Consider the following 23635-nt stretch of genomic DNA (forward strand, 5'->3'; position numbering starts at 1 on the left):
ATACAGGTATCAATGAAAAAAATCTGGATTGTTCACATAAATCACCATGCTCCTGCTAACCTCTGATCCTGTAGCACACAGGGTATAGAAAAGAGGATAGAGGATGACCGTTAGTATAACCAGCAGCCAGGTCGGGCCTTACAGGGGCGATGACATTTCTACCGTGTTTGCCGTTGGATTTCCTTTTTTGGAAAACGAGCATTTACATGTGGTAATGACAGACGCAGCAAATGAAGTTTGCCTGGTGCCAGACGTTGATTACCATGTTATTGCGGCAGAGGCTGGTGATGGTCAAGTCGAACTGGTGCAGCCTTTGGCTGTAGGCAAAATGCTGACAATTTCGCGCAAGGTGCCTGTAACACAACTGGTGAATTATGTGCAGGGAGACGTTTTTCCTGCCAAACAGCATGAAGTGGCGCTGGATAAGCTTACGATGATCGCGCAGGAACTGGCGTATGAGGTTGGACGGGCAGTCAAGTTGCCTGATACTGATGAAGGCGAGTTTGTACTGCCGTCTGTCAGCCAGAGAAAAAATGCATTGCTGGGGTTTGATACCGGTGGATTGCCGCAGGCTATCAAAGTAGGGGATGGACTGATCACTGCGCAACATATGCTGATGGTCAACGCGAATATAGGCATTATCAGCAATGCAGCGGGTGTCAGCCTACTTATTGGTGATGGACTGGGGGCATATAACAGTGCCGTTGTGGTCAAGCCCGGTGAAGGGCTTGACTTTGATGCACAGGCCCAGCTACGGCTGAAAACAGAGCTGCTGAATGCGATTAACAGAAATGCAGCGACCCTAGTTGACTTACGGGGCTTGCTGAGTAATTTAATGAGGCGTATTACTAATCTTGAGATAGGAGGGGGTACAGAAGTGACAATTTATATTGGAGATGGTTTGCGTTATGACGAGGATGGTAACCTGACTGTTAAGCCAGGCGTGGGTATTGAGGTGAATGTGGATGGTGTCAATGTGCTCTTAGGAGACGGGCTGGAGGTTGGTGCACAGGGCCAGATGCAGGTGAGTCAGACTTTGCGTGAGGGTATCAGCCAAATGCAGAGAAATGTCAATGCTGGGGTCAGCGTACCTTTCAACCAGGAGCTTTGTGCAGAGATTGGGGGATATCCTAAAGGATCTGTGCTGCTGGGTGCTGACGGTGTGACATTGTGGCAGAACACGGTAGATGCCAATATGACTGATCCGGATTCTGAAGAAGCGAGTGGATGGACTAAAGTTAACAAATCCTTTTCTATGAATATTCAGGTATTTACTTCATCTGGAATATACAAACCATCTGGCGGCATGGTTTGTATTGTTGTTGAAGCGTTGGGCGGAGGTGGCGGAGGTGGGCAGACTGCTGCTGGACCCAATGTTGCCAATGTAGGTGGCGGCGGTGGGGCTGGAGGATACTGCCGCAAATTATTTACAAAGGCTGAAATTAGTGCAAATGTAAGCGTTATCATTGGTGCAGGAGGGACTTCAAATTTAAGTGGCAGCACAACGACATTTTTAACATTGACCGCAAATGGCGGAGGCAATGGTTCCCAAGGTTCATCAGCAGTTATTGGGTCTGCAGCAGCAGGAACAGGAGGATCGGCAACAGGTGGAGATATTAATATCCCCGGCGAAAGTGGTGGGGTCGGTTGGTGGCCTGCTGAGGTGACTGGAGTATCTGGTGTGGGGGCTCATTCAAAATACGGCAGAGGAGGGCAGGCACGTGTCGTTAATTCGGGATTGGCACTTGCGGGGATGAGTGCATCAGGCTATGGGGCTGGTGGGGCAGGTGCAGCGGTTTCAGGCAATACGACAATCACTACAGGCGGTTCGGGTTCATCAGGAATCGTTATCGTGACTGAATACATTTTTGCTTAAAACAATTCATGTAAATAATCACAGCACCAACAGTAAATGCATAGCCGTTGAGATAGCTAAGAAAATAATACATGAACATGGTTCCTGGAGCGGTTAAGAATACAAGCATAACCGTTCCAATAATGACTGAGAATCCAAAAAATGCAATATAGTTTCGTTTGATCAGGCTGATCAATATAAGTAAGCTTAATAGCACAATTGGAATAAGATGATTATTAAAAAAGAAGCTTATGGGAGTTTCCGCAAGTATTAGACAGCTAATAGTATTTTCTCTCAATGACTTGTTTAAAAAATCAGAAACTGAGTTTTCAAACAAGTGGTGGTATGTTTTCCAAAGTGAATAACCATCACGATATATAGTATTGTGCGAATTATTGTTAGGCTCTAAAAATGTATCTAATCTTTCTTGAATAAAGGTTGTCGGGTATGTCTTGATCAAGTTGAAATATGCACGTAAAAAATGCCTTCTTGCACGTGGTGATTCATAGTAAGCAGGTTTAATGATGTTGGGTTGTATTATTAAAACCATTGGTTTTTGTCCATGTGCAAATTGGTCAATATCTAATACCGCAGCAATGCTTGCAAGCAAATCCTGGCGGCCTTCCTCTCTGGCTTTCAAGACCAGAGGGTGCAAAGGATCAATGACAGTAGTCATGGCATAAAAGTAAGGGATCTTCTCGTCATGCAGCGCAAGCAGGCTTTTTTGGGTGTACTGTGAGACTGAGGTTAAAAGTACGGTTGCTACAATGAATACCATCTTGACACCTCTGGTGGACAGGTGTCTGAACCCAACCAGAAACATCAGGATGGATGCCAGCGCAATTAAAAAGCCTTCGGTTCTCAAGGTGCAAGCCAAGGCAGTGATAAAGGCGAAAAACAGGGCGGCAGAAAGCGGGATGTTTTTACGCTCCCATGCCTTAAATAAATACCTGGTAAATAGGAACAAAACCAGATATGCAAACACTGTGGCCCGTAAAATGAATGAGTCCTGTAGCAGGATATTGGGTAAAAGGAAAGGGATATAAGCGCAGGCAGCGGCTATTTTGGAATGACCGCAAACGGTATAAATGCAGTACACAAAGTAGCCCACAATCAGAGAAATAATTACCAATTGCAGGATGTTGATACTGACGGGTGTAGGAAAAATAAATACGGCGCAGTAATAAAAAGCGTGTGTCAGAAAGTGCTGCCAGGCATTGAATTCCATGCGGCGCACCTGTACTAAAAGTTCAAATGCATCAGCTCCCCAAAAGCCGGGCCAGATCAGCAGCAAAAGCAACATGCAGATCGCGAAATAGATACTGGCAAAAGCAATGAATTGACGGTATTCAGGCTCTTTCAGGTAGCGGCGAATCATGTAGGCGATGATTTGCCAGAACATCACCAGAAATAGAAGTTTTGAGGCGATTAAAAAAGGGTTTTCAATGGTCGGTTGGCTATAGAAATCGACCTCAAAGTAAAAGGACAGGCCCCAGTGGACTAATGCCACAAGCAATGCAATCGGTATACTGATGTTGTTTTTAAGCCATGCCATGATGTCTCCGCGTCGCAGGGGATTATACCCCTTGGAAGTAGGTGGCTGGTGCGGTAGCTGGGGTGGCTGATAATCTTATTATTATTTGGACAAGTGATGATAGGCTGTTTGGGGCGGTATGAGGTTTGGGTACGATGACTGCAAGGATCAATACAGCGCTTTGTCGGATCCGGTTTTGGAGGGCAAGCATATCATGTTGGTCAATTTGTAGATTATCAAAATGGCTGCAACAAAAAAAGCTGCATATCCAAACAGGTAAACTGAAAAGTAATACATAAAGAAGCCGGTTTGTGCTGCGAGAAATGCCAGGACTGCCATAGGCAGGGGGCATATGACACATAGAAGGGTCTTGTATTGCTTCAGTATCAATAAAACAAGCGACAAAAATACGATAAGTCCAAGTGGAATCAATATGTTATGAAAAAATGCCCGTGCCGTTTTGCTGGTTTGCAGGGCAATGAATTGGAGCGTTCTGTCTCTTGTTTTCGGTGAAAGATAGTCAGAAAGCCCGCCTTTGAAAACAGTGTCATAAACTTCAGATGGGGCTGAGCCGGCGGTGTACCCGACCGTTTCTGTTACGACGATTGGCGTTTGGCCAAATTGAAAGGTTGCCCACCGGTCTTTGATGAATACGTCCGGGTATGTGTAAATCAGTTTGAGAAGTGCGTGATATAAGTCGCTTTTGTCGGCTTCATAAAAGCCTTCCCTGATCAGATCGGTGTGCCAGTATGCATAGGCACCACTGACGTCTTTGAAGTTGGAAACACGAAGGTATTTGTCAATGTCTTCTATCAAGTCGGTCCTGTTGTCCTGCATTGCCTTGTTGACTAAGGACCCCAAAGGTTCGGTGTAAGTGGTCAGAATGTATTTCTGATGGTCAATTGGCCCCATGATTTTGGATTGCGGGTAATTGACAATCAGGAAGAGAATGGCTGTAAGTATCGGGAAAAGTGTTTTTTGGAACCGGGTTGAGGTTTTCCAAAAAATGATAATAAACAGAATTGGAATGGCAACCAGAAAGTAGACACCTTCACCGCGAATGGTGGAGATAAGGGCAGTGAGTATGGATAGCGCAATGAACAGCTTGGAGGTAACGTTTTTTGTCGGCTGATTGATTTGATTAAAATGACAAGTAAAAGCAGGACAATATAAGCAAAGAGGGTTGCCCGCAGCGGAAAGTAGTTTTGCGCCAGGACTGACGGGAAGATAAATGGAATGTAAGCCAGCCATGCCAGCTTGCTGCGATGGATTGTCTCAGATATAGAGTAGACAAAATAGCCAACAATCAGTGACAGGCATGCCAGTTGGAGAATGATGACACTTACCGGGCTTGGCAAAAGCAGCGTGGCGTAGTAATAGAACCATATCATCAGGTAATGGTGCCATGCATATTGTTCAAAGTTTCTGACAACGCCGATGAGCCCCATTTTTTCCCAGCCCCAATTTCCGGGCCATATCATCAGCAGCACGACCATTGAAAAGAGAAAGTAAATAGCGGAAAAATGGATAAAGCGGCGGTAGTCGGCTTCGCGCTTGTACCGCCTGAACATGTAGGCTGCAATTTGCCAGAAGCTGAATATGACGATGATTTTGGCTACGGTGAAGGTTTTGCTCTCGAGCGTAGAGCGTATGAACAGGTCTTTTTCAAAGAAAAAGGTGACATACCAGTGAACCAAAGCAATGAACAGTGCTTTTTTATGAATAGTGTCTGATAACCATGTTCGCAGTCGCATAATTTCTGGTATGTCGGGATGATGTGCTCCAAGTGGAGCTTAAGCCGCCAAGGTGTTTCAATATGAAGAAAAGATTATACCGATTCTGCCGATCAAAATATAAAGGCGCTTGTATATTCAAAAAGGTGGTGCTGCAACGTTATAATCATTTACTTGACAGTGAATCTGCCTATTCACGTAGCTGCGAGGAGACGGTGCTTTTATGCCAAATATCATGGTTTTTATTCCTGCCTATCGGTGCGAGGCACAAATTGGGCGGGTGTTGAATCAGTTTCCACCCGAAGTTGCCAAATATTTCAGTGAAATTGTGGTGGTTGAGAACCGCAGCCCTGATGGAACACTGGAGGCAGCCAAAAAGGGGCTGCAGCAGATTCAGGGGTGTAAAACCACGCTGTTGAGAAACGATGAAAATTACAGTCTGGGTGGCTCTCATAAGGTGGCGTTTAATTATTGCCTTGAACAAGGACATGATTACCTGGTGGTGTTGCACGGCGATGACCAGGGCAGCATACAGGATTTGCTGCCGTTGCTGGAGCGTCAGGAGTACGAGCAATACGATAATCTGTTGGGGGCCCGGTTTGCTAAAGGTTCAGTCCTGGAGGGGTATTCAACTTTCAGAACGGTTGGCAATGTCGCGTTTAACAAGATGATTTCGCTGGTGACGCGCGCTCAGGTGCTGGATATGGGCTCCGGGCTGAACATGTATAGCGCCCGGTTTTTGAAACCCCGGTTTTACATGGGTTTCCCGGATGACCTGACGTTCAATGTATATATGCTGTACTACAGTATCTGGAAAAAGGTGCCGATGAAGTTTTTCCCATTGACGTGGCGGGAGGATGACCAGGTTTCAAATGCCAAGATTTTCCGCCAGGGGTGGCGTCTGCTGGGGCTGACATGGCAGTATATGCGGGATTCGCAAACGCTTTTCTCAAGCATACACCAGCCCAGTAAACCGCAATATACGTCCCAGTCTATTCCTCTGGCAGGTTCTCTGGCTGAGACAAGTTCTGCATTGTAAAGAGTATCTGATGGAACAGCAGCTTTCATTGTGGGTGTGTTGGGGATTTGCTCTACTGTTCATGCTGGTGGCAACGGCTGTGCGTGCAGCGCGGTTGTATATCAGTCTGGGGGTCTTGCGCCCTTCTTTGTTTCGCACCAATACGATTCATTTTGTCGGGGCGGCGCTGGGCTATCTGATCGGGGCCTTTGTGTATGAGCTCACCGTCATTGTTCTTTGTGCTTACAAGGATCGCAGCAAGGCGGTGCCAACGCTGCTGGCTTTGATATTGGTTCGCATTTTTGACGCATTCATTCTGGTTGTGGTGATATTCTTCTTTACCACACTGTCGGATTCACGCATTCTGTTTTTTGCTTTGCTGCTGTTGCTAGCGTTGATGTGGGGCATTATGTTTGCGCTGTCTCCTATTTTGAGGCGGTTGGAGCGAAACCTGCTGGAGCTCAACCGGGTCAACAGGAAAGATGCCTGGTTTTTAAGGCAGTCTTACCAACTGCGCCAAAGCCTCAACAAGCTGCCCTGGGAGAAAAAGGGCACGATCAGCATGGTGTTGTCTTTATCCGTTATCGGCTGGGTGTTCGAGTGGATGGCTGTTGCATTGGTTATCCCTGTCAGCGGGGATGCCGTTGCGGTCATCATCAACCGGGTGGGCGGCAGCTTTGGCATAGCGCTGGGTGTTAATGCGACACAGGTTTATAACTGTCTGATGCTGGTTGTTTATGTGGCAGCCGTACTTTTGGTCATGCTGAGTATTGTGCGCTGGCTTAAAAAAGACCGTCAGGCGTGCTCTTTTAGAGATTGAGTTGATGAGATGATTTGCATATTTTTCCCCCAACTTCTGCCTAACTCGTTTGTAAGCAGTGTCTTACATACCAAGGATGTGCGTAAATTGCGCCTGGGGCAACGCACATATGGCGGGCTTGTAGAGAGCATTCCTGCGTTTGAGCACAGCCGCTTTTTGTATGCGGATGCCGCGTGCCCTTCAAAGTGGAGCGAGGTGCAGGCTTTGTGCATGAAGGTATTGCAGGCGCAGGCCCGGTTGCCGGAAGACGATGAAAAGGTGGTGATTTACAACTTTGCCTACTACCCGCTGGATCTGGACTGGGTGGATAACCTGTTCCATAAGGCCATGCAAACGGATATTCCCTTGTTTGTGGAGAAGCACCCCCATCAGACTGCTGGCCAGCCGGCCCGGTTTGTTGCAGCCTGTATGACCTATCAGCAGCTGATAGAAGCAACGTTGGAATCCTCAGAGCCAGCACGGGTGCAGGCCGGCGATGACCAGATCGCGAATCTGGGGCACACGGCAACGGCGTTGCGGCTGTTTGGCAGCGGTTTTTCCCTGCGGCACTTTAATTCATTGCAGCCCAGTCGCAATGTGTTCTTTTTAAAGCTTTCGTCTGTCGTGGAGAAAATGCAAGCTGAGTATGATTTTTTCAGGCAGCTTCCAGCCCCGGTTCGGCCTTATTTTCCGCAGGTGGGCGATCTGGTGATGGAGGCAGACCGCAGTGGTTATGAAATTGAGGCGGTTCCCTGTCTGGACGTGGCTAAATCCTTGCTGAACGGGGTATTTGCCAACCGGCATGATGGCGAGCTGTTAATGAGCCTGTTGGATCAATACCTGCAAAGTTGCCCGGCGCAAAAAGTGGGGGAGGAGGCTTACGCCCGCCGGGCTGAAGCCTTGTTTGTCGACAAGCTGAAAAAGCGTGTGGACATGTTGTTGCAACATGCCTGCGTACCCAAAATGGATGTGATGTGCCAGATGAACGGTATGGGTTCTGTAGCGCATTTTGCCGATCTGTATGTTGCAGCGCTGCAAAAGGATATAGAGCAGCATAAAGAGGATACGCTGGTGTTTTCTCATGGGGATCTGTTTTTCTCCAACATTTTGTTTGACAGCACCAAAGAGTACATCAAGCTCATCGACCCCAGAGGTCGTGTCTCACCGCAGGCAGAAGATGACTATATGCCTGCGTGGTACGACCTGGCCAAGCTGAGCCATTCATTCCTGGGGCATTATGACCTGATGGTCTACGACATGATGGATGTGGTGATGCAGCGTGATCTGACTCTGGGTTTAAAGGATGCACATGTGCCGGGAGTGGCGCTGCTGGAGCAGACGTTTTTGGACTACCTGAAAAAGCGCAATATATCTGTTAAACGTTTACGCCTGTATGAAAGCAGCCTGTTTCTGAGCATGATGCCGCTGCATGCAGAGGATGAGCTCAGAATGCACAGGCAGTTGATTCGTGCGATGGAGCTTTACCGCTTCTCAACCACCTGAAAAGAATTTTGTCATAGATGAAAGGCGTATGAAGCGCTAAGGAAAGCTGATGGCTGTAACGTATATTTTGTGTGCTGCCGGCGAGGGAAGCCGGTTCCGTGATTCTTTTGGCACCTTGCCCAAGGCGATGATCGAGCTGTATGGCTCTACTTTGTTGGAGTGGTCTTTACGCTCACTGCCAATCTGCGGGCAGGACCGGCTGGTGCTCATCACGCAAAAGAAACACCGGGTCAAAGAGAAAATGGAGCAGAAAATTGCCATGCACTATCCGTTTTCATCGGTGGTCTGGCTGGAGATTGACGCGCTGACAAGAGGCCAGCTTGAGACAGCAAGTTTTGCTTTTGAGCATATTCTGCCTGAGAGTTCCGTTGTCATCTATAACTGCGACACGTATTTTGAAAGCCAGACGCTGCTAGGCAAAATGAACGATCCGCAGGTGCAGGGCATTATTCCCTGTGCCCAGGCACAGGGGGATTCATGGTCGTTTTGTGAGGTCGATGAGCATGATCAGGTGCTTCAGGTGCGGGAAAAAGAGCGCATTTCCGAGTGGGCATCTGTCGGGCTTTATTACTTTAAAGATGCAGCACTTTTCTGCGAGCGTGCGCTGCATGCCCTGGCGCAGCCCCAGACCCAAACCCAACAGGGCGAGTATTACGTGGCCCCGCTGTATCAGACATATCTGGATGCGGGGGAATGTGTGCTGATGGATCGTGTCAGCCTGTTCAAACCCATGGGAACGCCGCAACAGCTTGAAGCGTTCTGGGAAGTGGATGTCAAGCAGCTTGCGGTTGAAAACCTGGCGCCCGTGCTGGTGGTGGATCTGGACAATACCATCACCATAGACGAGCCGGGCGTGTCTTACGCTATGAAAAAGCCAAACAGGCCCGTGATCATGAGGCTCAGGGAGTTTGAGCGGGCCGGGTGGGAGATCATTATCTATACATCACGCCGCATGGAAACATTCCAGAACAACGAGGCCCGCATTGTGGCCGAGGTCGGGCAAACAACGATGGACTGGCTTGAAGTGCATCAGGTGCCTTATCATGGCATACGGTTTGGCAAGCCGTATGCGCGGTTCGGGTTTTATGTGGATGACAAGGCCATGCATCCGGATGAATTCATTCATCTTTCGCCTGAACAGGCGCTTGAGAAATACCGTAAATAATGTACAGAATTCATGTGCGGAAGTGATGTGGTTCACTGATGATGAATTTGCGCCAGCTGATTGATTATCTGATGCGTTATGCTTTTTCCAGCATATGCGCAGTGCTGCTCGATATTGCACTGTATGCGTTTTTAATCTGGGCCGTACAGCTTTCCCCGTTTTACGCCAATGCCATCAGTTCGGTCGTATCCGTCATTGTGGTCTGGTTTTTGTCAGGCCGCTATCTGTTTGCAGCGCATCGAATTTCATTGAAAAAATACATTACCTGGTATGTCTACCAGTTTATTGTCATCCTGATCTATTCGGCAATGGTCAAGGGGCTGGTGGATTACGGCGTAAATGAGCTGTTAAGCAAACTGCTGATCACAGCGCTTTCCTTTGTCATCAACTCGACATTTTTTAAGCTTGTAATTCTTAAAAAATAAGCAGACCATTCAGTATCCAATCAATATGCAGGCCACCTCTTCAGGTGGCTTTTTCTTGTCTTTGCCAGCCATGATTTGGCCATCCAACCATTCACATAAAAGTGCTATCGGCGTCTAACATCACATGCGTAAGAGGAGAAAAGATGGATACAAACAACCAGACGGATGTGATGCAGTTATTTGTGATTATGGCGGCCTCTATTTTCGGGCCGTCCATGGCGGCCATTATTGGGCCTTATATCCTGATTGCTTTTGCCGCAGCAACCGGGGCGGGTTGGTCGCTGGGCAGAAGGGAGCCCAAAGGCAAGGCAAGCGCATTGTTTTATTTTGTACGGGTGGTTTTTACCGCTGTTTTGCTGACGGTCGGTATTTCCAAAATAGCTGCCGGCTTTATTCCCAGCGTAGAGGCAGACTGGCTGGTGGCGCCGGTGGCGCTGATCATCGGGCTGATTGGGGATGACTGGTACAAGATCGGCGAATGGTTTGTGCAAAAGGTGAAGCTGTTCGTTGACCGCAAGATGGATGGAAAGGAATAACAGCGATGACAACGTTTTATTATCTGACGGCGCTGGTCACAGGCATTCTGTGTTTTGGCGTGATTGCCATTTCCGTGTTCCGGCTGAATCTGTGTGGCAGCAGCTTGCGACCGCGTTTCAAATACACGGCATTGATCTTGTGCGCATCGGTTGCCGGTTGCCAGCCGTATTTGAGCAGCACACTGCAAGGCGTTGGCAGCCTGGCCTTGGTGGGGGGCGTGATCTGGCTGCTGGTGGATGGTGCACCGGCATGGCGCCAGTACGCACATAAAGGCGGTCAGGAGTTTGATACGCAGATTTTTGATCCTGAAACCTATGGAGAGGATGAATGAGCAATATGTACCTCAGCCCGCATTTCAGGCTCAGCGAGTTTACCCGCTCAGCCACAGCCGAACGCCTGCAGATCAACAACCAGCCTGATGCTGCACATCTGCAAAACCTGATGCAACTGGCGCAATCGCTGGAGGAGGTCAGGGCTTTGTTCAATGTGCCGCTTCTGGTTTCAAGTGGTTATCGTTCCGCCGCGCTCAATCAGGCGGTGGGCGGTGTGGCAACGTCTGACCATGCCCAAGGGCTGGCGGCAGATTTTACGGTTCAGGGCCAGAGTGTGCAGGAGGTCTGCCAGGCCATTGAGCGTAGCGGCATCCGGTTTGACCAGCTCATTTTTGAACAGGGGGTGACTGATTGGGTACACCTGGGCATTGGCAGCAGAATGCGGCAGCAGGTGCTTTCATGGCGACGTGGCGTGGGGTATGTGCCCGGTATCCGAAAAATTGAAACAGGGGGTGTGTGATGGATGCAATTGCCGCAGTGGTTGTATGTGTGCTGTTCTTTTTCATTGGTGTCGGTGTACAGGTGAAAAACCCCGGATTCGGGCAGGCCATTTACAGCGGGTGGAAAAGTTTCTGGCACAAAGTTAAGCGTAAATAAAGCCGGGTGTGCAGATGAATTTCATCAAAAAATATCTGCCTGAGCTGGCCGTGGTGCTTGCCATGACCGGGCTGTTGCTGTGGGCAGCGGTGCAGACATGGCGACTGGAAGCTGCGCACAATCAAACCGACCGGATCACGCTGGCGTTTGAGCAGTACAAGTTGCAGCAACAGGCACAGATGCAGCAGGAAAGACAGCGTGAACTGGATCTTAAAGAAGTGGAGCGATATGAAAACGAGCAAAGGCTGCAGCAGATTATGGTTGAGCGTGACGGCGCTGTTGCTGAGCGTGACGGGGTGCGCGCAGAGCTCGCCCGTGTACGTCAGGCTGCCGGTGGATCCGCTGCCGGCAATTGCACTGCCGCCGCCCACACCATCCGAGTGCTTACCGAGTTGCTTGAAGAATCTGACCGGCTGGCGGGAGTCTATGCACAATACGCTGACACAACTCGAAACCACTTACTGACGTGTAACGGGTTTTACAACGCCCGTGGGCACGAAGAGTGATACGCCACAGGCGGTGCGCGGCTCTCCGTGCGTTTTAAAAGCCAGCAGCAGATGCGGCAAAAAGCATCAGGAAGACCTGTGCAGGTGCGTTATGGGCAAGCAAGAGTTTTTTGGGTGCCGAAATGCCGAATATTTCTTCGTGTTGCTGATCCAGCTGTGGCAGTGCCATGCTGGCATAAAGCCGGTGTGGTGGGAGGGAGGCAATCAAGATAAAAACCATGTCACAAGTGATTCCAACGCACTGGTCCAGAACCATATCACAATGCCTATACTGCCAAATATCACAATGGCTTTGATGATAGCAATCAAAGATGTTTCTTTGTCTTTTGTAAATGGCTTTCCTGTTATTTTTTCGAGTATTTTAAATATAGACTCGGATAAAAAATCGCTTAAAAGGCTTGGAAGTCCAAAGATAAGAAAAATAACCGTGGCGACAAGCAAAAAACTAAGGACTACGTTAACTGTATTAGTTATAGTTTCCATCAGGTTTCAATGTTCAGACGGATTCAGCCTTGCCAGGTTGGATATAGCCGCAGCAGAATGCGTCATTGCTTTCTGTTGCTAATAGCGTGTGTGCTGCGGTCATAAGGCAGGCACCTCTTCTGTTTTCATTTCATAGCGGCCTTCTTGAATGGCTTCAATCAGGTCTGCAATGTGCGGATGGTCGGGGTTTTGCTGCTGGTAGCGTTGCAGATAGGTCAGTGCTTTGGGTGTATCGCCCAGCATCAGGCAATTCAGCCCGAGTGAATAGTTGGCATCTGTGATGCCCAGGCTCAAGGCCTTTTCCAGAAAGGTCACGGCTTTTTGCGATTGACCACTACCGGCCAGAAAATTGCCGTACATGTAGTTGCCCTGCGGATCATCGGGAAAGTTGCTCAGCAGGCGCTGAAATGTCGTATCCGCTTTATGCGCAGAGTCGGCAATGTCCAGGTTATGTCCGATGCTGTAAAACATGCCGGCACGCCGCAGCAGGCCAGCATCTGGTTCCGGCTTGTCCAGCAAGATGTCGAATATGGCACTGATGGTTTTGACATCAGTTGTTGCACGCTGTTTGTCTTGTGGTGTGTCAAACCGGGTGGGGTAGCTCAGTGCGTGGCTGGCCAGGTCGTTGAGTATCTGGTCCAGATACTGCATATCCACGGCATAGGCATTTCCCTCAGAAGTGGGTGAAGTCACCAGTATTTTTTTAAGGTCGTAGTGCCCATATTCCTGCGCGCACGCGAAGGTGGCACCCAGTAACAGTAGCAAACTCACGATGTATTTTTTCAGCATGGCACGTCCTGTGAGGGGTTTCGGTGTTCGGCCAGATGGTAAAGCATGGCATGCCAAAAAGCAAGCTGAAGCACTGGGGCGTATTAACGCTGAATGTATAATCAGCCATTGTTTGGAGCGCCTTGAAATGCCGGGCGTTCTGGCTTTGGGAGGGCAAGTGGCTTTCTGACTGAAAAATATATGATGGCCAATATGGTGACAAGGGCGCTGCGTTTATCTGTGGCAGTGATGGGGCTGCTGTTTTTATTGTTGCTGAGAAATGCCGCTTATGCCCAGGGCAGCATACCGCCTCTGCATGTGAACTGCCAGCAAATCAGCACGCTCAATTCGCAGGCGTATGACATGGTCAGCCGGAACATATCACTTGAACAGATGGTTGAGCAGCTGGTGCCTTCCGGTATTTCACGGCAGGAACGTGTATTCTATATGATGGGAGTGAGCCGCGGGGTCTATTTGTGGGAGCTGCATCCACAGAGCAGGCCTGATTTTCTGCAATTGTGTTCACAGCAGAAGGATGGAATCCAAACAGGCTTGAACCAGATGACGTTGGGGATAGGGCAGATGATGCAGGGGGCGGCGATGATGCGTGATGAAGGCATGTCCCAGCAGGGTTTGACGGATTTTTTCAAGAGTTACCTTGAACAAAGAGCTTCAAATGAACATGACAATCTATCGGGGAAAATGCAGTTCCAGATTATGGGTGAATTGAGCAGCTACATCGTTTCTGAAGTGTATAGGCAGCGCAGTCAAACACCTGAAGAATTGCGTGATATGTTCATGTCTCAGTTTCAGATTGTCATTGACTGATTGACAAGGCGCACCAGTACCATGGCCTGTTTAGCAGGCTGGAAGGTGGCCTGTGCGCCATTGCATATCAGCCGGTTTGATGGCTGCTTAGATCATCGGTATGGCAAAGCGCTGTTTCAGAACCTCATCAAGCGCATAGTTCATCACTTCGTCCCAGGTCTGGGCGGCGGTGCTTTTCTCTAGCAGGTGGAAAATGTCAAACTCATCCTGGTCGACATATATCGTACCAAACAAACCCTGCTTATCGTAAAAGATGTAGGTGCTGGCATCGGCTCCCGGAGGGTGTGCCCAATAACCGACGACCATGTAATTCTGGTTCAGGATGTCGTATTCCTGCTGGCTCACAATGGCAGTATCACTGCCGATTTTAAATTCATCTCTGCTGTTGCCCCATGCCAGATTGATCGTGTCCAACAGGCCGAACGAGTAAAAGCGCTCATAAGGCGGCCATTCATCGCGGGCGCGTTCAGGCACCGTGTCAATGCGGTAAATGGTCAGGTCGCACAGATGCTCGTTACCGATGAATGCGCCTACCTGCTGATAAAAGCTGGCAAGCGCTGCCGGAAACGCAATGGCGGCGTAGCGCTGCGCCTGCTCGATGGCCTGTGCGCTTGTCGGCGTACCGAATTTGGCCAGCTTGGCATAGCGCCTGATATATTCCTGCAAAGGCTCATCACAGTTGCCATCTTTTTGCAACAGCGCATGAGACATGGTGCGTGAATCAATTTCCAGTGCGTTGAATGTTTCAGCAACCTCTTTAAAACGGTTCAACGTAGTGTCGTGCATGGTGCGGTTCCTTCACGGGTAACGGTATCTGGTTTTTTTTAAATGAATACAACGTGCTTCACTATAATCTGGGCGATGATAAGCGTGCTGACAGCGCCTCATCGAGAGCGTGGCTCATGATCTCGTCCCAGGTACAAGCGTCTGCACTGTGCTCGATCTCTTGGGCAATATCAAAATCCTCATCCAGCAGATTAACAAATACCGTGCGAAACAGCCCCTGCCGGTCGTAAAAGATGCAGTAGTGCATGTCTCCATCCTCTTGGCCGTCATCCATAGATTCGCACCAGTAGCCCACGGCCATGTAGCTGCGGTTCAGCTCGTCATATTCTTCCTGCCTCATCATCGCGGTGTAGCTGTCCATGGACTCAGCCTCTCTGAGGTGGTCCCATAAATAGTGAATCGTGTCCAGCAGGCCGATTGAGTGGGCATAAGGGCTGTCGCTGCGGGTGCGCTCCAGCACAGATTCAGGCGAGAAAATGGTGAGGTTGTTCAGATGTCTGCCACCGTGCAGCGAACCGGTTTTGCGGTAAAAACTGACAAGGTCTGCCGGAAACGGAACAGCCGCATAATGCTGCGCCTGTTCAATGGTTTGCACATCGGCCGGTGTGCCAAATGCTTCCTGTGCAGCATGGCGGGCAAGATAATCCTGCAGGGGCTCTTCGCACTGGCCCTGTGCTTGAAGAAACGTATGGTGCAGGGTGCGGAACCTGGTTTCCATGGTGTTGAGTGTTTCTGTGACATCCTTAAAACGCTTCAACGTATCGTCATGCACGGTGCCTAGCCTCCACTGATTATTTCAGTGAACTTTATCGGTTTTGCCAGGTTGACGCAAGCGTTCTGGGCGGGGAAGGTCGGGTATGTCAAGGCGCTGGCATCCGTTGAGAGCCAGGCTACAGCACCATCAGCTCCCATGCCGAGCAGATGCCGACATACACGTGCCCCAGCGCATTGAGCTCGCTCACAACGGGGCTCATTTTAGGGTCGTTGGCGGCAATCTTAAGGTCATGCATGCTGGAAGAATCATCATAGTCAGGCAAAACATCATGAATATACACCAGCCCGACCACCCGGCCGTTGGTCACTGCGGCCAGCACGTGTCCTGAGCCTTTGTACTTGCTGGCCATTTCATCTCCTATTTTGTATTTCTGCATATTCTGTCCTGATCAAGGGTTTATTCATGCCTTAGAGGCTGGGCCCATTCAATATAGGTATTGCATAACAATATATTTATGACACTAGTATAAAAAGAAACCGATCCATATTCCGGCAGCGCGTGTTTTTTGATTCATGCTAATATGGGCACAATCATTCATAAATCAATCAAATTCGGGCAGCAGAGCAATGCAATGCTGCTTACTTTAACGTCAGGAGCCATTGATCATGAGCGAATCTGTCATCAAGGCCCATCTGGGGCAACTCGCATATCAAACCACCCTGTCATCAGGTACCCACCAGTGGGTAGCTGATGTGCCATCGGATCTGGGCGGGGGTGATACCGGCCCGACACCGCACGAACTGCTGAGCTCTTCACTGGCAGCCTGCACATCCATCACGGTTGCCATGTATGCCAAGCGCAAAAACTGGCCGCTGGAGGGAATTGACGTGACCGTGGAGGTGGACAATGAGCAACTGGCACCTGAGCCCGCGCAGCTCCAGCTCAGCCGAACCATTACATTTACCGGCAAGCTCGACGCAGAACAACGCCAGCGCCTGCTGGAAATTGCCGACCAATGCCCGATTCATAAACTGCTGACCGGCACCATCTCCATCAACACCACGCTGATGGTGAAGTAAGCTGCCGTGCGTAGGTCAGGGCAGGCTAGCACATTGCCGCGCATGGCCAGTAAGGCAGCGTGCTTTATTTTCTGGCCGACAGCAGCAAAAACATCGGGCGGCGCAGTTCATCCTGATATTCAGGGTGCTGTGCCAGCAGCCTGGGGTCGGGTTCAGGCTCAACCAGTGCCATGAGCCGAAAGCCGGTTTGCAGCAGCGCGTTGATGTAGGTGGTCAGCGTCTTATGGTATTTGGTAACCTCTTGCCCCAGAAAGCAGGCTTGGCGTAAACCTTCGCTGAAGTAGCGGTCTACCGGCCAGTGCAGGTGCTTGCCTTGTGCATCGTCATACCAGTTCTGCGTGCCCTGGGCCGTGAACACCGGATGCTCCACCGAAAAAACAAAATCACCTCCCGGCGTTAACAGCTGGTACACCCTGGCGCAAATATCATCAAATGACGCCACGTAATGAAACGCCAGTGAACTGATCACCACGTCAAACGAAGCATCAGGGAAGACAATATCCTCCATTGCAACGCGTTCATACTGCACATTGGGGAAGGCATTTTTCCGGAGTGCCTCGCACAGCATGTTGTCCGAAATATCGGTGCCGATCACCGACTGTGCGCCCTGCTGCGCCGCATACTGGCAGTGCCAGCCAAAGCCGCAACCCAGGTCCAGCACGCGCTTACCTTTCAGCTCAGGAAATAACTGCCTGAACACATGCCACTCGCCCGCACCCTCCAGCCCCTGGACCGAGCGCGACATCTGGCTGTACTCGCTGAAAAACTGCGCGTCATCGTATTTGTTCTCTTTCATAACAAGATTTTACCAGCAGCCCCAGCGGTGGAATGGAAGCTTGAGTTGAAATTAATCCTGCACCTTTTGCGCGCTGGTGGACGGGCAACTTGCCAGCGCTGCAACGCGGGTACGAGACACAAAATAAACGGTTTTGGAAGCATCGCCAATCAACCCAATCTGATAATCTCCATCGGCTTGCAGCAGGATTCGCAGAGGATGGCTTACTGCCGTATTGTCCGGATTGACAAGGGCAGAAGGAACGCCAGGGGCCGTATCCTGTGCCCATGTCAGTTGAACACATTCACGCCCACCGGATGCGGTTTGCCTGAAGATGGCATCGATGCAATACGCGCCCAGAAAAGCAGTAAAGACAAAAAGCAAGCCAAACAGGAGAGCGGTTACAGATTTTTGTGACTTAAGTTTTTCATAAAAATTTTTGTCGACTGCTACCTGTATTGCCAAATATTGAAATACGCTCATCACAACAACAATGCAAATCGAAATTACAGCAGCAACAATGAGAAGGACTAAGTCGGGATATTTCCAGTCAGAAACAAATTTGACCGCCATTTCAAGTGCATTCAGATTTAGAAATAACTGAAGTATAGAACCGTAGGTTAATACGCCCAGATAGTCAGGCGAAATGCAGCGCAAATTTTTCCACTGCCATTTGGAATGTGCAGATTCTGAATTCTGTTCCAGCATGAATGACATATGTGTCAATATGCAAAGGGGGATTAATATCCATGAGCGTAATGTTTCGTGCCCGGGAGAGATCTGAGAACCGCCGAATATGACAATCAACAATATCACTGTCATGGTCAGTGAAGACTGAAACCATCGTCTGAGAATCTTTGGGTCAGGTTTTTCCTTTAACTGAAAAACAAGCGCTTTTTTATCGCTGCTTGGCGCCACAAATAAAAGTGCAGTGGGAGCCAGTACCAGTAGCACTAGAAATATTTCCAGAACAATGGTCAGAGCAAATATCACCGGTAGTGCAGCAATCATCGACGGTGAAGTGATATTGATCGGCGCATGGAACAGCCACGAATATAGAAAAAGAGAAAGTGCTGACAAAGACAGTGTGGATGCACTTAAAGGCCATATCCGCTTTTGAACCCATACCAGAACACCTTCCAGATGGTTCATAGGCATGGGAGGCGAGGTTGATGCGTCTTCCTGTTCTATGTTTTCATTTGAGCTGGATGGTCCGGTCTCGCTCTGCTGAACGGAGGTAGTTGAATCACTGTCCGGTGGTTCTTTCGGCTGTTCATCCGTTTTATCAGGTGCATTTCTGCGAGTGCGGGGCCACAAAGACAGAGAAAGCGCTGTCAGTAGCAATGGCAGCACAGTAAAACCAGATTTTTTCCTGCGCTGCGGGGATGGTCTGTGTGTTGACGTGTGGCGGTTCATGCGGCTCTTTCTTCGTCCGGGGTCATATTTTCATTGCCATGGTTATTGAACTGCATTTTATGGCAGGAAAAATATATTTTTGTTTCTGGTGAATCTGTTTAAGGCCTTAGGAAGTTAAAGTGGCTGATTTCTCAGAATTTGCTAACCACAAGTCCTATTCCCTGTTCCATCAGGGCGGCGGCATCCGCTGCATGGCCTCTTTTTTATGCAGGCCGGCAGGGTAATTCTCTATTTTGATATATCTTAACCCTAAAATACATGTTTTCAGGCAAAATAAAGGGCGTTACTTATAGCCGTGATATCAAGGGGTGTGGTCATGAAAAAACTGTTCCTTGTTCTGGTATGGGTGTGCGCAGCCGTGGTGGCGCGGGCAGAAACACCCGACTTGTTCGGATTAACGCTGGGTAAACCACTGAATCTACCCGACTGTGCCATCGATGAAGAGACGCAGCACCTTTACGAGGCGCTGGGCAATGTGCCCAAGCTGTGCATGCAAAGGCATCTGCGCGACAATACAGCCCTGGGTTCGATGCCGACAGAAATGGTCGGTATTGCTTTTCCTCCGGTCGAAAAACCATTGCCTTATACCGACGCACTGATGATGGCCAGCCTGAACCAGAAGGGTGAGCTGGTGCATCTGCTGGTATTTACCGAAGCCACAGCGCAGGAACAGATCCTGCAACAGTTGACAACGCGTTTTGGCAAACCGCAGTCACTGAACCGGGTTGCCTTAAGCTCCGGCCCCAATGCGGCCAGCGGTGCCATTGAAGCCAAGTGGGAGCTTGAGCCGGGTATTGGCGTGCTGTTCAATGGGGACGATGGTGCCTCTAAAGCCGGGTTTATTGTCATCTGGCTGAAAAGCATTCCAGGTTTTGATCCTGCCGCACCGGTGTAACCTGGCGTAAACAGGCAGCAATGCCAGCCATGCTGTTGCAATGCACAGATACTGCTTTGCAGCGGTTTGTATAACCGGGCGGCATCTGCCCGCCCGGTGATGAAGCAGCCAACAGGCACAGGCTCCATGTGTGATGCCTGTGCATTGCCCGTGTGCCTGCTATGGCGGTTAGTTTGCCACGTCCTTGGGCCGTGATGTTGCACCGGATATCCCCGCAGCGCTGGCCTGCCTGGGGCAAAACCCAGTATCCGAGCGGTAGCCCCGGTTTTTCACCTGAAAATCTGCTGCTTTCTGGCATGATGGCATTCAGAGCCGTAAGGCAGGCTGGTGCCTGCCGCCTGACATGACATTCAAAACCACAGGAGCATGACCCGCATGGAGCCAGCCAAAACCATTTCACAACAGGAGCTGCTGGAGCAGATGCAGTTGGAGAGTACCCGTTCGTGGAGCTTTAACTGGTCTTTTTCCTGGTTGCGGTCATTGTTTGGCGCTGCGCTGGTTCTGGTCGGGGCGGTGCTGATTTTTTATATCCTCAGAGAACTTTATCTGGCCTACTACCTCATGGAAGGCAACGTGTTGATCAACACCATAATCAATTGGCTGGCCGATCAGCCGCTGCTGCACGAAACCCAGGATATCCCTGCACTGGTCATTGGCAGGGGGCTGGCGGTAATGGTGGCGCTGGTGGCCTTCTTTCTGTTTGCCATGCTCTGTGTTTCCACAGCCTGCAAATTCATCGGCGCAGGCATGAACCTGCTGACACGCCCGGCCCGTTAAGCTGGTTGGCATAGATTTCCGGGCAGGCGTTACATCTGCCTTGCTTTTGCGTCTGTATGGGCCGTGGCCTGTTCAGACTATTGTGTTGCCTGTGCAGTTTGCTGGCCGACCTCTTCAATCAGTTTTTCAATATCAAAACTGCTGCAACGCTCTTGCAGCATGCGGTTGTTAGGGGAGGTGATGTGGTTCACCGCAATCACTGTTTTGCAGTAATCCTCCTGCTTGACCAGGTGGCTAAAATAAAACACCGGTATGGTCAGGATGATCAGCACCACGATGGCAGGAATTGACCTGATAAAAACCTGCCCGCCAACGACGGTTGTGCTGGGCGGCAGGTTGAGCGTATTCACTTTTTTCAGCACACGCACCATCAGGTAAAGAAAAACAAGGAAGGCCAGCGGCAGCACGGCAAACAGCGCAATATAGTAGCCCAGCATCACTTGATCATGGTTCACAGCGGTTCCTTGGTTTCTTAGCAGACAGAAGGCTGAATTTTAGCCGTATCCGCCGTCATGTACAGGGCGGACCTGTTTCGGCTGGCTGTTATTTATGCACTTTTCAAATTTGAAATTAAAATCAATGCCATGCTGAAAAACACATGGATGATCTTTTTATGCGCAGGCATGTTGTTATTTGCCGGTGCACGGGCTGTGGCGCAGACGCCCACGTGGCTAACCACATCGTATGTTATTGAACTGGCATCGCAGTGCGAACAGGTACAACCAGGTTGCAACAGTGCGGAGATGGTGCTCACGCGTAAATCAGACGGCAGCGTGCTGCGCTTATCTCCGCTGGCGTATGGTGATTCTGACGGCACAACCGACTGGGTATACACAGGCCGGGCAGAGCAGCGAGTCTACGCTCTTGATGCGGGCAACGCATTTCTTCAGGTGCAGGAAGGCGACCGGGTCGTACTGATGGAACAGGCGTACCGGGTGAATGAACAGGATATTGAATCGGCTGTTTTCCGCTATGAAATCCTGGACACCGGGTGGGTGATGGTCTACACCCCCATTGCGGCGGCCCACGGTGCGCAGGGTTGTGAACGGCTGATCTATTACGACGAAAACGGACAGTATGACGGCTACGATGGCGGTACCGCCTGCCGGTATAAAGGTATCAACCTGCTGCAAGCGTATACCGACTACCGGCAGCGCACGCTTGAAAACGGCAATGGCCAGTATTTAAAGCCAGAAGTCTCACGCCTGCAAGACGATGAAGACCACAGCCAGGAAGATGTATCGGTTTCATACACCTGGGCTGGACCGCAAAAACTGACGGTGGAACTGTTTTTTGGCGGCGGGGTCGATGCCCTGGTGTTGATTGAGAACGAGCAGGGCACCGAAGTGCGGGACCTTTACAGCGCAGACTAGGGCATGTGCACATGCGTTGAGGATGAGGGCATGGGCTGCCATGGTTTAACGGCCCTGTGTTAAAATAAAAACTACGGCATGATCACAAACCGGCAACACATGCAGCCGGTGTTGCGGGAGCCGTACGGGCGTTTGCCGGCAGAAATGATCTGCTGGCAGCTTGCATACCGTTTTTCATCTCTAAAACCACCACAGGGGACGACCCTTGTGGCATCACACAGCATGCAGGACGGCCTGAGTCAAGGAGTTATCCATGGCCTGGTTTTATCTGCTGATTGCCGGCGTTTCCGAGGTTGTCTGGGCAACCTTCATGAAAGAATCGCACAGCTTTACCAAACTGACCCCTTCCATCGTGACCGTGGTGTTCATGGTCGTGAGCTTTTACTTTCTGGCGCTGGCCATGCGCAGCCTGCCGCTGGGTACCGCGTACACCATCTGGACCGGCATTGGCGCAGTGGGTGCATTCATTGTGGGCGTGATCGTGTTTCACGAGCAGCTCACCCTCATGCGTGTGCTGGCCGCGCTGCTGATTGTCAGCGGTCTGGTGCTGATGAAAGTCTCCTCCAGTTCCTGAAACGTTGGGCTGCGCCAGGGCCTGGCCTGCATACACAGCACAGGGCTGATGCTGTGTATGCATAAGTGCCGGTTTTACTCATCTGGAATAACACGGCGGGCAGTGAGCATGACGCTGCCTAAACGACCGCTCTGGCTCTGTCCGATAAAGGTGATACGTGCGTCGTCTCTTTCCCATATGGCAAACAGTGATTCCGGTCCGATAGGCAATGCGTACTGAATATCGCGGGCGTGAAAACGCTCAGTGGGTTCCCCAAATTGAGCAATCAATTCAGACAGCACTTTTTCCTGAGTTGCTACGCCGTTTGTTCTGAAGCGCAGCCAGAGCAGACGCCCCTGTTCGTCAACGAAAACGTCAACCGGGTCATGGGTGGCGATGCTCGGCGGAGATTTCCAAGGGTAGAACACTGAGCCACCGCGTGCATTGACCGTGCCAAAAGTCTGACGCAACGTACTGTTCAGGATACAAGTTTTCTGTATATCCTCCATCCGTGCCATAGGTGAACATTCAGGCAGGCGCAGGGGCTGATCAATGGTCAGCCCATACAGCGTGGTGGTGTTTGAACGCGGCGCGTCAACTGCCGTGATGTATTGAGCCATTGGCCAGGCATTAAAAACAATCTTCCCGCCAGAAGGAAAGTAGCCAGTAGCGCCCGATACTTCAATAGCACCCCGGTTTGGAAATGTCCACTGCATCAGCAGTGAACCTTCCAAATCACCAAAAATACTGGTTTCACGACGGGTTGTGTTTACCTGTGCGGGACCAAATTTTTGCTCCAAGGCACGGATAATCCAATGGCTTTGATCCAGTTTATCGGGCGCCTGTATGAAAAAGCGCATCAGGCGGTTATTTTTGTCCAGATGGACATATACGATATTGCCCAAAGAGATGGGAGGTTGGTTTAACAATGGAAAAGCAACTATGGCAACTTCAAGCGGGAAAGGAGTTTGTGTGGTCATCGTACCCAGGTTCCTGACCACGCACAGCTGGGGCACATCAAGCAGTGCGCTTTTCAATGATCCTTGGGAAAATCTGTCCTGCTCTTCAATGGCGCAATTGGGCAGGTTAAGTTTTTCCCCCAGAGTCAGACCGTATAGGCTCAATGGCTGGGCATGGACAAACCCACTCAGTAACAAAATACTGCACAAACTATACCACTTGC

At 50.1% G+C, this 23635-nt stretch carries 29 protein-coding genes; 18 read left to right on the top strand and 11 right to left on the bottom strand.

Annotated features, from left to right (window positions below):
* Nucleotides 1-163 precede the first annotated feature (163 nt).
* On the top strand, nt 164-1876 hold the full coding sequence (locus CUZ56_RS09060; protein ID WP_162615303.1) for a glycine-rich domain-containing protein: 1713 nt from the start codon (nt 164-166) through the stop codon (nt 1874-1876).
* Here the strand turns inward: CUZ56_RS09060 and CUZ56_RS09065 are convergent.
* From CUZ56_RS09065 to CUZ56_RS09075, 3 genes are all read right to left on the bottom strand, one after another.
* Nucleotides 1848-3410 (bottom strand): hypothetical protein, encoded by a 1563-nt coding sequence (locus CUZ56_RS09065; RefSeq protein ID WP_126980074.1) that lies wholly within the window; start codon nt 3408-3410, stop codon nt 1848-1850. The two genes, CUZ56_RS09060 and CUZ56_RS09065, sit on opposite strands and share 29 nt — an antisense overlap.
* 147 nt (nt 3411-3557) lie before the next feature.
* Nucleotides 3558-4301 carry a hypothetical protein gene (locus CUZ56_RS09070; protein ID WP_126980075.1) on the bottom strand — a complete coding sequence of 248 codons (744 nt, stop codon included), beginning with the start codon at nt 4299-4301 and terminating at the stop codon, nt 3558-3560.
* A gap of 26 nt (nt 4302-4327) precedes the next feature.
* Entirely contained in the window at nt 4328-5143 is an 816-nt protein-coding gene (locus tag CUZ56_RS09075) for a hypothetical protein (RefSeq protein WP_126980076.1), read from the bottom strand.
* Nucleotides 5144-5345: 202 nt separating this feature from the next.
* Between CUZ56_RS09075 and CUZ56_RS09080 the strand changes: the two genes are divergently transcribed.
* The 11 genes from CUZ56_RS09080 (at nt 5346) to CUZ56_RS09125 (ending at nt 12569) form a co-directional block, all read left to right on the top strand.
* Nucleotides 5346-6161: a glycosyltransferase family 2 protein gene (locus tag CUZ56_RS09080; protein WP_126980077.1), complete on the top strand. Its 816-nt coding sequence runs from the start codon at nt 5346-5348 to the stop codon at nt 6159-6161.
* Nucleotides 6162-6171: 10 nt separating this feature from the next.
* Nucleotides 6172-6960, top strand: a complete 789-nt coding sequence (locus CUZ56_RS09085; protein ID WP_126980078.1) for a hypothetical protein — start codon at nt 6172-6174, stop codon at nt 6958-6960.
* 78 nt (nt 6961-7038) lie between these two features.
* Nucleotides 7039-8442 (top strand): aminoglycoside phosphotransferase family protein, encoded by a 1404-nt coding sequence (locus tag CUZ56_RS09090; protein WP_162615304.1) that lies wholly within the window; start codon nt 7039-7041, stop codon nt 8440-8442.
* 49 nt (nt 8443-8491) lie between these two features.
* A complete protein-coding gene (locus CUZ56_RS09095; protein WP_126980080.1) occupies nt 8492-9607 on the top strand; it encodes an NTP transferase domain-containing protein in 1116 nt (371 codons plus the stop codon).
* 38 nt (nt 9608-9645) lie between these two features.
* Entirely contained in the window at nt 9646-10032 is a 387-nt protein-coding gene (locus CUZ56_RS09100; RefSeq protein WP_126980081.1) for a GtrA family protein, read from the top strand.
* 143 nt (nt 10033-10175) lie between these two features.
* Nucleotides 10176-10568, top strand: coding sequence for a hypothetical protein (locus CUZ56_RS09105; RefSeq protein WP_126980082.1), 393 nt, complete (start codon nt 10176-10178; stop codon nt 10566-10568).
* A 5-nt stretch (nt 10569-10573) separates the two neighbouring features.
* Nucleotides 10574-10900, top strand: a complete 327-nt coding sequence (locus CUZ56_RS09110) for a hypothetical protein (protein WP_126980083.1) — start codon at nt 10574-10576, stop codon at nt 10898-10900.
* Nucleotides 10897-11361, top strand: coding sequence for a D-Ala-D-Ala carboxypeptidase family metallohydrolase (locus tag CUZ56_RS09115; protein ID WP_204250869.1), 465 nt, complete (start codon nt 10897-10899; stop codon nt 11359-11361). Before CUZ56_RS09110 ends, CUZ56_RS09115 begins: the two co-directional genes overlap by 4 nt.
* Nucleotides 11361-11498, top strand: coding sequence for a hypothetical protein (locus CUZ56_RS15775; protein WP_162615305.1), 138 nt, complete (start codon nt 11361-11363; stop codon nt 11496-11498). Before CUZ56_RS09115 ends, CUZ56_RS15775 begins: the two co-directional genes overlap by 1 nt.
* Nucleotides 11499-11512: 14 nt before the next feature.
* On the top strand, nt 11513-12004 hold the full coding sequence (locus CUZ56_RS09120; protein ID WP_126980084.1) for a DUF2514 family protein: 492 nt from the start codon (nt 11513-11515) through the stop codon (nt 12002-12004).
* Between the two features lie 91 nt (nt 12005-12095).
* A complete protein-coding gene (locus tag CUZ56_RS09125; protein WP_126980085.1) occupies nt 12096-12569 on the top strand; it encodes a hypothetical protein in 474 nt (157 codons plus the stop codon).
* 17 nt (nt 12570-12586) lie between these two features.
* Here CUZ56_RS09125 and CUZ56_RS09130 read toward each other — a convergent pair whose 3' ends face one another.
* Nucleotides 12587-13276 (bottom strand): tetratricopeptide repeat protein, encoded by a 690-nt coding sequence (locus CUZ56_RS09130; protein WP_204250870.1) that lies wholly within the window; start codon nt 13274-13276, stop codon nt 12587-12589.
* Between the two features lie 180 nt (nt 13277-13456).
* Between CUZ56_RS09130 and CUZ56_RS09135 the strand changes: the two genes are divergently transcribed.
* Complete coding sequence (locus tag CUZ56_RS09135) at nt 13457-14083, top strand: hypothetical protein (protein ID WP_126980086.1); 627 nt, start codon at nt 13457-13459, stop codon at nt 14081-14083.
* 87 nt (nt 14084-14170) lie between these two features.
* On the opposite strand, the gene CUZ56_RS09140 is transcribed toward CUZ56_RS09135, so the two are convergent.
* The 3 genes from CUZ56_RS09140 to CUZ56_RS09150 form a co-directional block, all read right to left on the bottom strand.
* On the bottom strand, nt 14171-14869 hold the full coding sequence (locus CUZ56_RS09140; RefSeq protein ID WP_126980087.1) for a hypothetical protein: 699 nt from the start codon (nt 14867-14869) through the stop codon (nt 14171-14173).
* A gap of 61 nt (nt 14870-14930) precedes the next feature.
* Nucleotides 14931-15641, bottom strand: a complete 711-nt coding sequence (locus CUZ56_RS09145) for a hypothetical protein (protein WP_126980088.1) — start codon at nt 15639-15641, stop codon at nt 14931-14933.
* Nucleotides 15642-15759: 118 nt separating this feature from the next.
* Entirely contained in the window at nt 15760-16020 is a 261-nt protein-coding gene (locus CUZ56_RS09150) for a hypothetical protein (RefSeq protein WP_126980089.1), read from the bottom strand.
* Nucleotides 16021-16249: 229 nt separating this feature from the next.
* Between CUZ56_RS09150 and CUZ56_RS09155 the strand changes: the two genes are divergently transcribed.
* Nucleotides 16250-16663, top strand: a complete 414-nt coding sequence (locus CUZ56_RS09155; RefSeq protein ID WP_126980090.1) for an OsmC family protein — start codon at nt 16250-16252, stop codon at nt 16661-16663.
* Between the two features lie 64 nt (nt 16664-16727).
* Here the strand turns inward: CUZ56_RS09155 and CUZ56_RS09160 are convergent, their stop codons facing one another.
* Together CUZ56_RS09160 and CUZ56_RS09165 are read right to left on the bottom strand one after the other, a co-directional pair.
* Complete coding sequence (locus CUZ56_RS09160; protein WP_126980091.1) at nt 16728-17459, bottom strand: class I SAM-dependent methyltransferase; 732 nt, start codon at nt 17457-17459, stop codon at nt 16728-16730.
* A gap of 51 nt (nt 17460-17510) precedes the next feature.
* Nucleotides 17511-18854, bottom strand: a complete 1344-nt coding sequence (locus CUZ56_RS09165) for a hypothetical protein (RefSeq protein ID WP_126980092.1) — start codon at nt 18852-18854, stop codon at nt 17511-17513.
* Between the two features lie 316 nt (nt 18855-19170).
* On the opposite strand from CUZ56_RS09165, the gene CUZ56_RS09170 reads away from it, so the two are divergent.
* A complete protein-coding gene (locus CUZ56_RS09170) occupies nt 19171-19749 on the top strand; it encodes a hypothetical protein (RefSeq protein ID WP_126980093.1) in 579 nt (192 codons plus the stop codon).
* A gap of 375 nt (nt 19750-20124) precedes the next feature.
* Nucleotides 20125-20526, top strand: a complete 402-nt coding sequence (locus tag CUZ56_RS09175; RefSeq protein WP_126980094.1) for a hypothetical protein — start codon at nt 20125-20127, stop codon at nt 20524-20526.
* Nucleotides 20527-20603: 77 nt separating this feature from the next.
* Here the strand turns inward: CUZ56_RS09175 and CUZ56_RS09180 are convergent, their stop codons facing one another.
* Nucleotides 20604-20981 (bottom strand): hypothetical protein, encoded by a 378-nt coding sequence (locus tag CUZ56_RS09180; RefSeq protein ID WP_126980095.1) that lies wholly within the window; start codon nt 20979-20981, stop codon nt 20604-20606.
* A 129-nt stretch (nt 20982-21110) separates the two neighbouring features.
* Between CUZ56_RS09180 and CUZ56_RS09185 the strand changes: the two genes are divergently transcribed.
* Complete coding sequence (locus CUZ56_RS09185) at nt 21111-21899, top strand: hypothetical protein (RefSeq protein ID WP_126980096.1); 789 nt, start codon at nt 21111-21113, stop codon at nt 21897-21899.
* Nucleotides 21900-22152: 253 nt separating this feature from the next.
* Nucleotides 22153-22473 carry a DMT family transporter gene (locus tag CUZ56_RS09190; protein WP_126980097.1) on the top strand — a complete coding sequence of 107 codons (321 nt, stop codon included), beginning with the start codon at nt 22153-22155 and terminating at the stop codon, nt 22471-22473.
* Between the two features lie 74 nt (nt 22474-22547).
* Here the strand turns inward: CUZ56_RS09190 and CUZ56_RS09195 are convergent, their stop codons facing one another.
* Entirely contained in the window at nt 22548-23432 is an 885-nt protein-coding gene (locus tag CUZ56_RS09195; RefSeq protein WP_126980098.1) for a hypothetical protein, read from the bottom strand.
* Between the last annotated feature and the right edge of the window lie 203 nt (nt 23433-23635).

The sequence above is a fragment of the Saezia sanguinis genome (assembly GCF_003991585.1).
GTDB lineage: Bacteria > Pseudomonadota > Gammaproteobacteria > Burkholderiales > Burkholderiaceae_C > Saezia > Saezia sanguinis.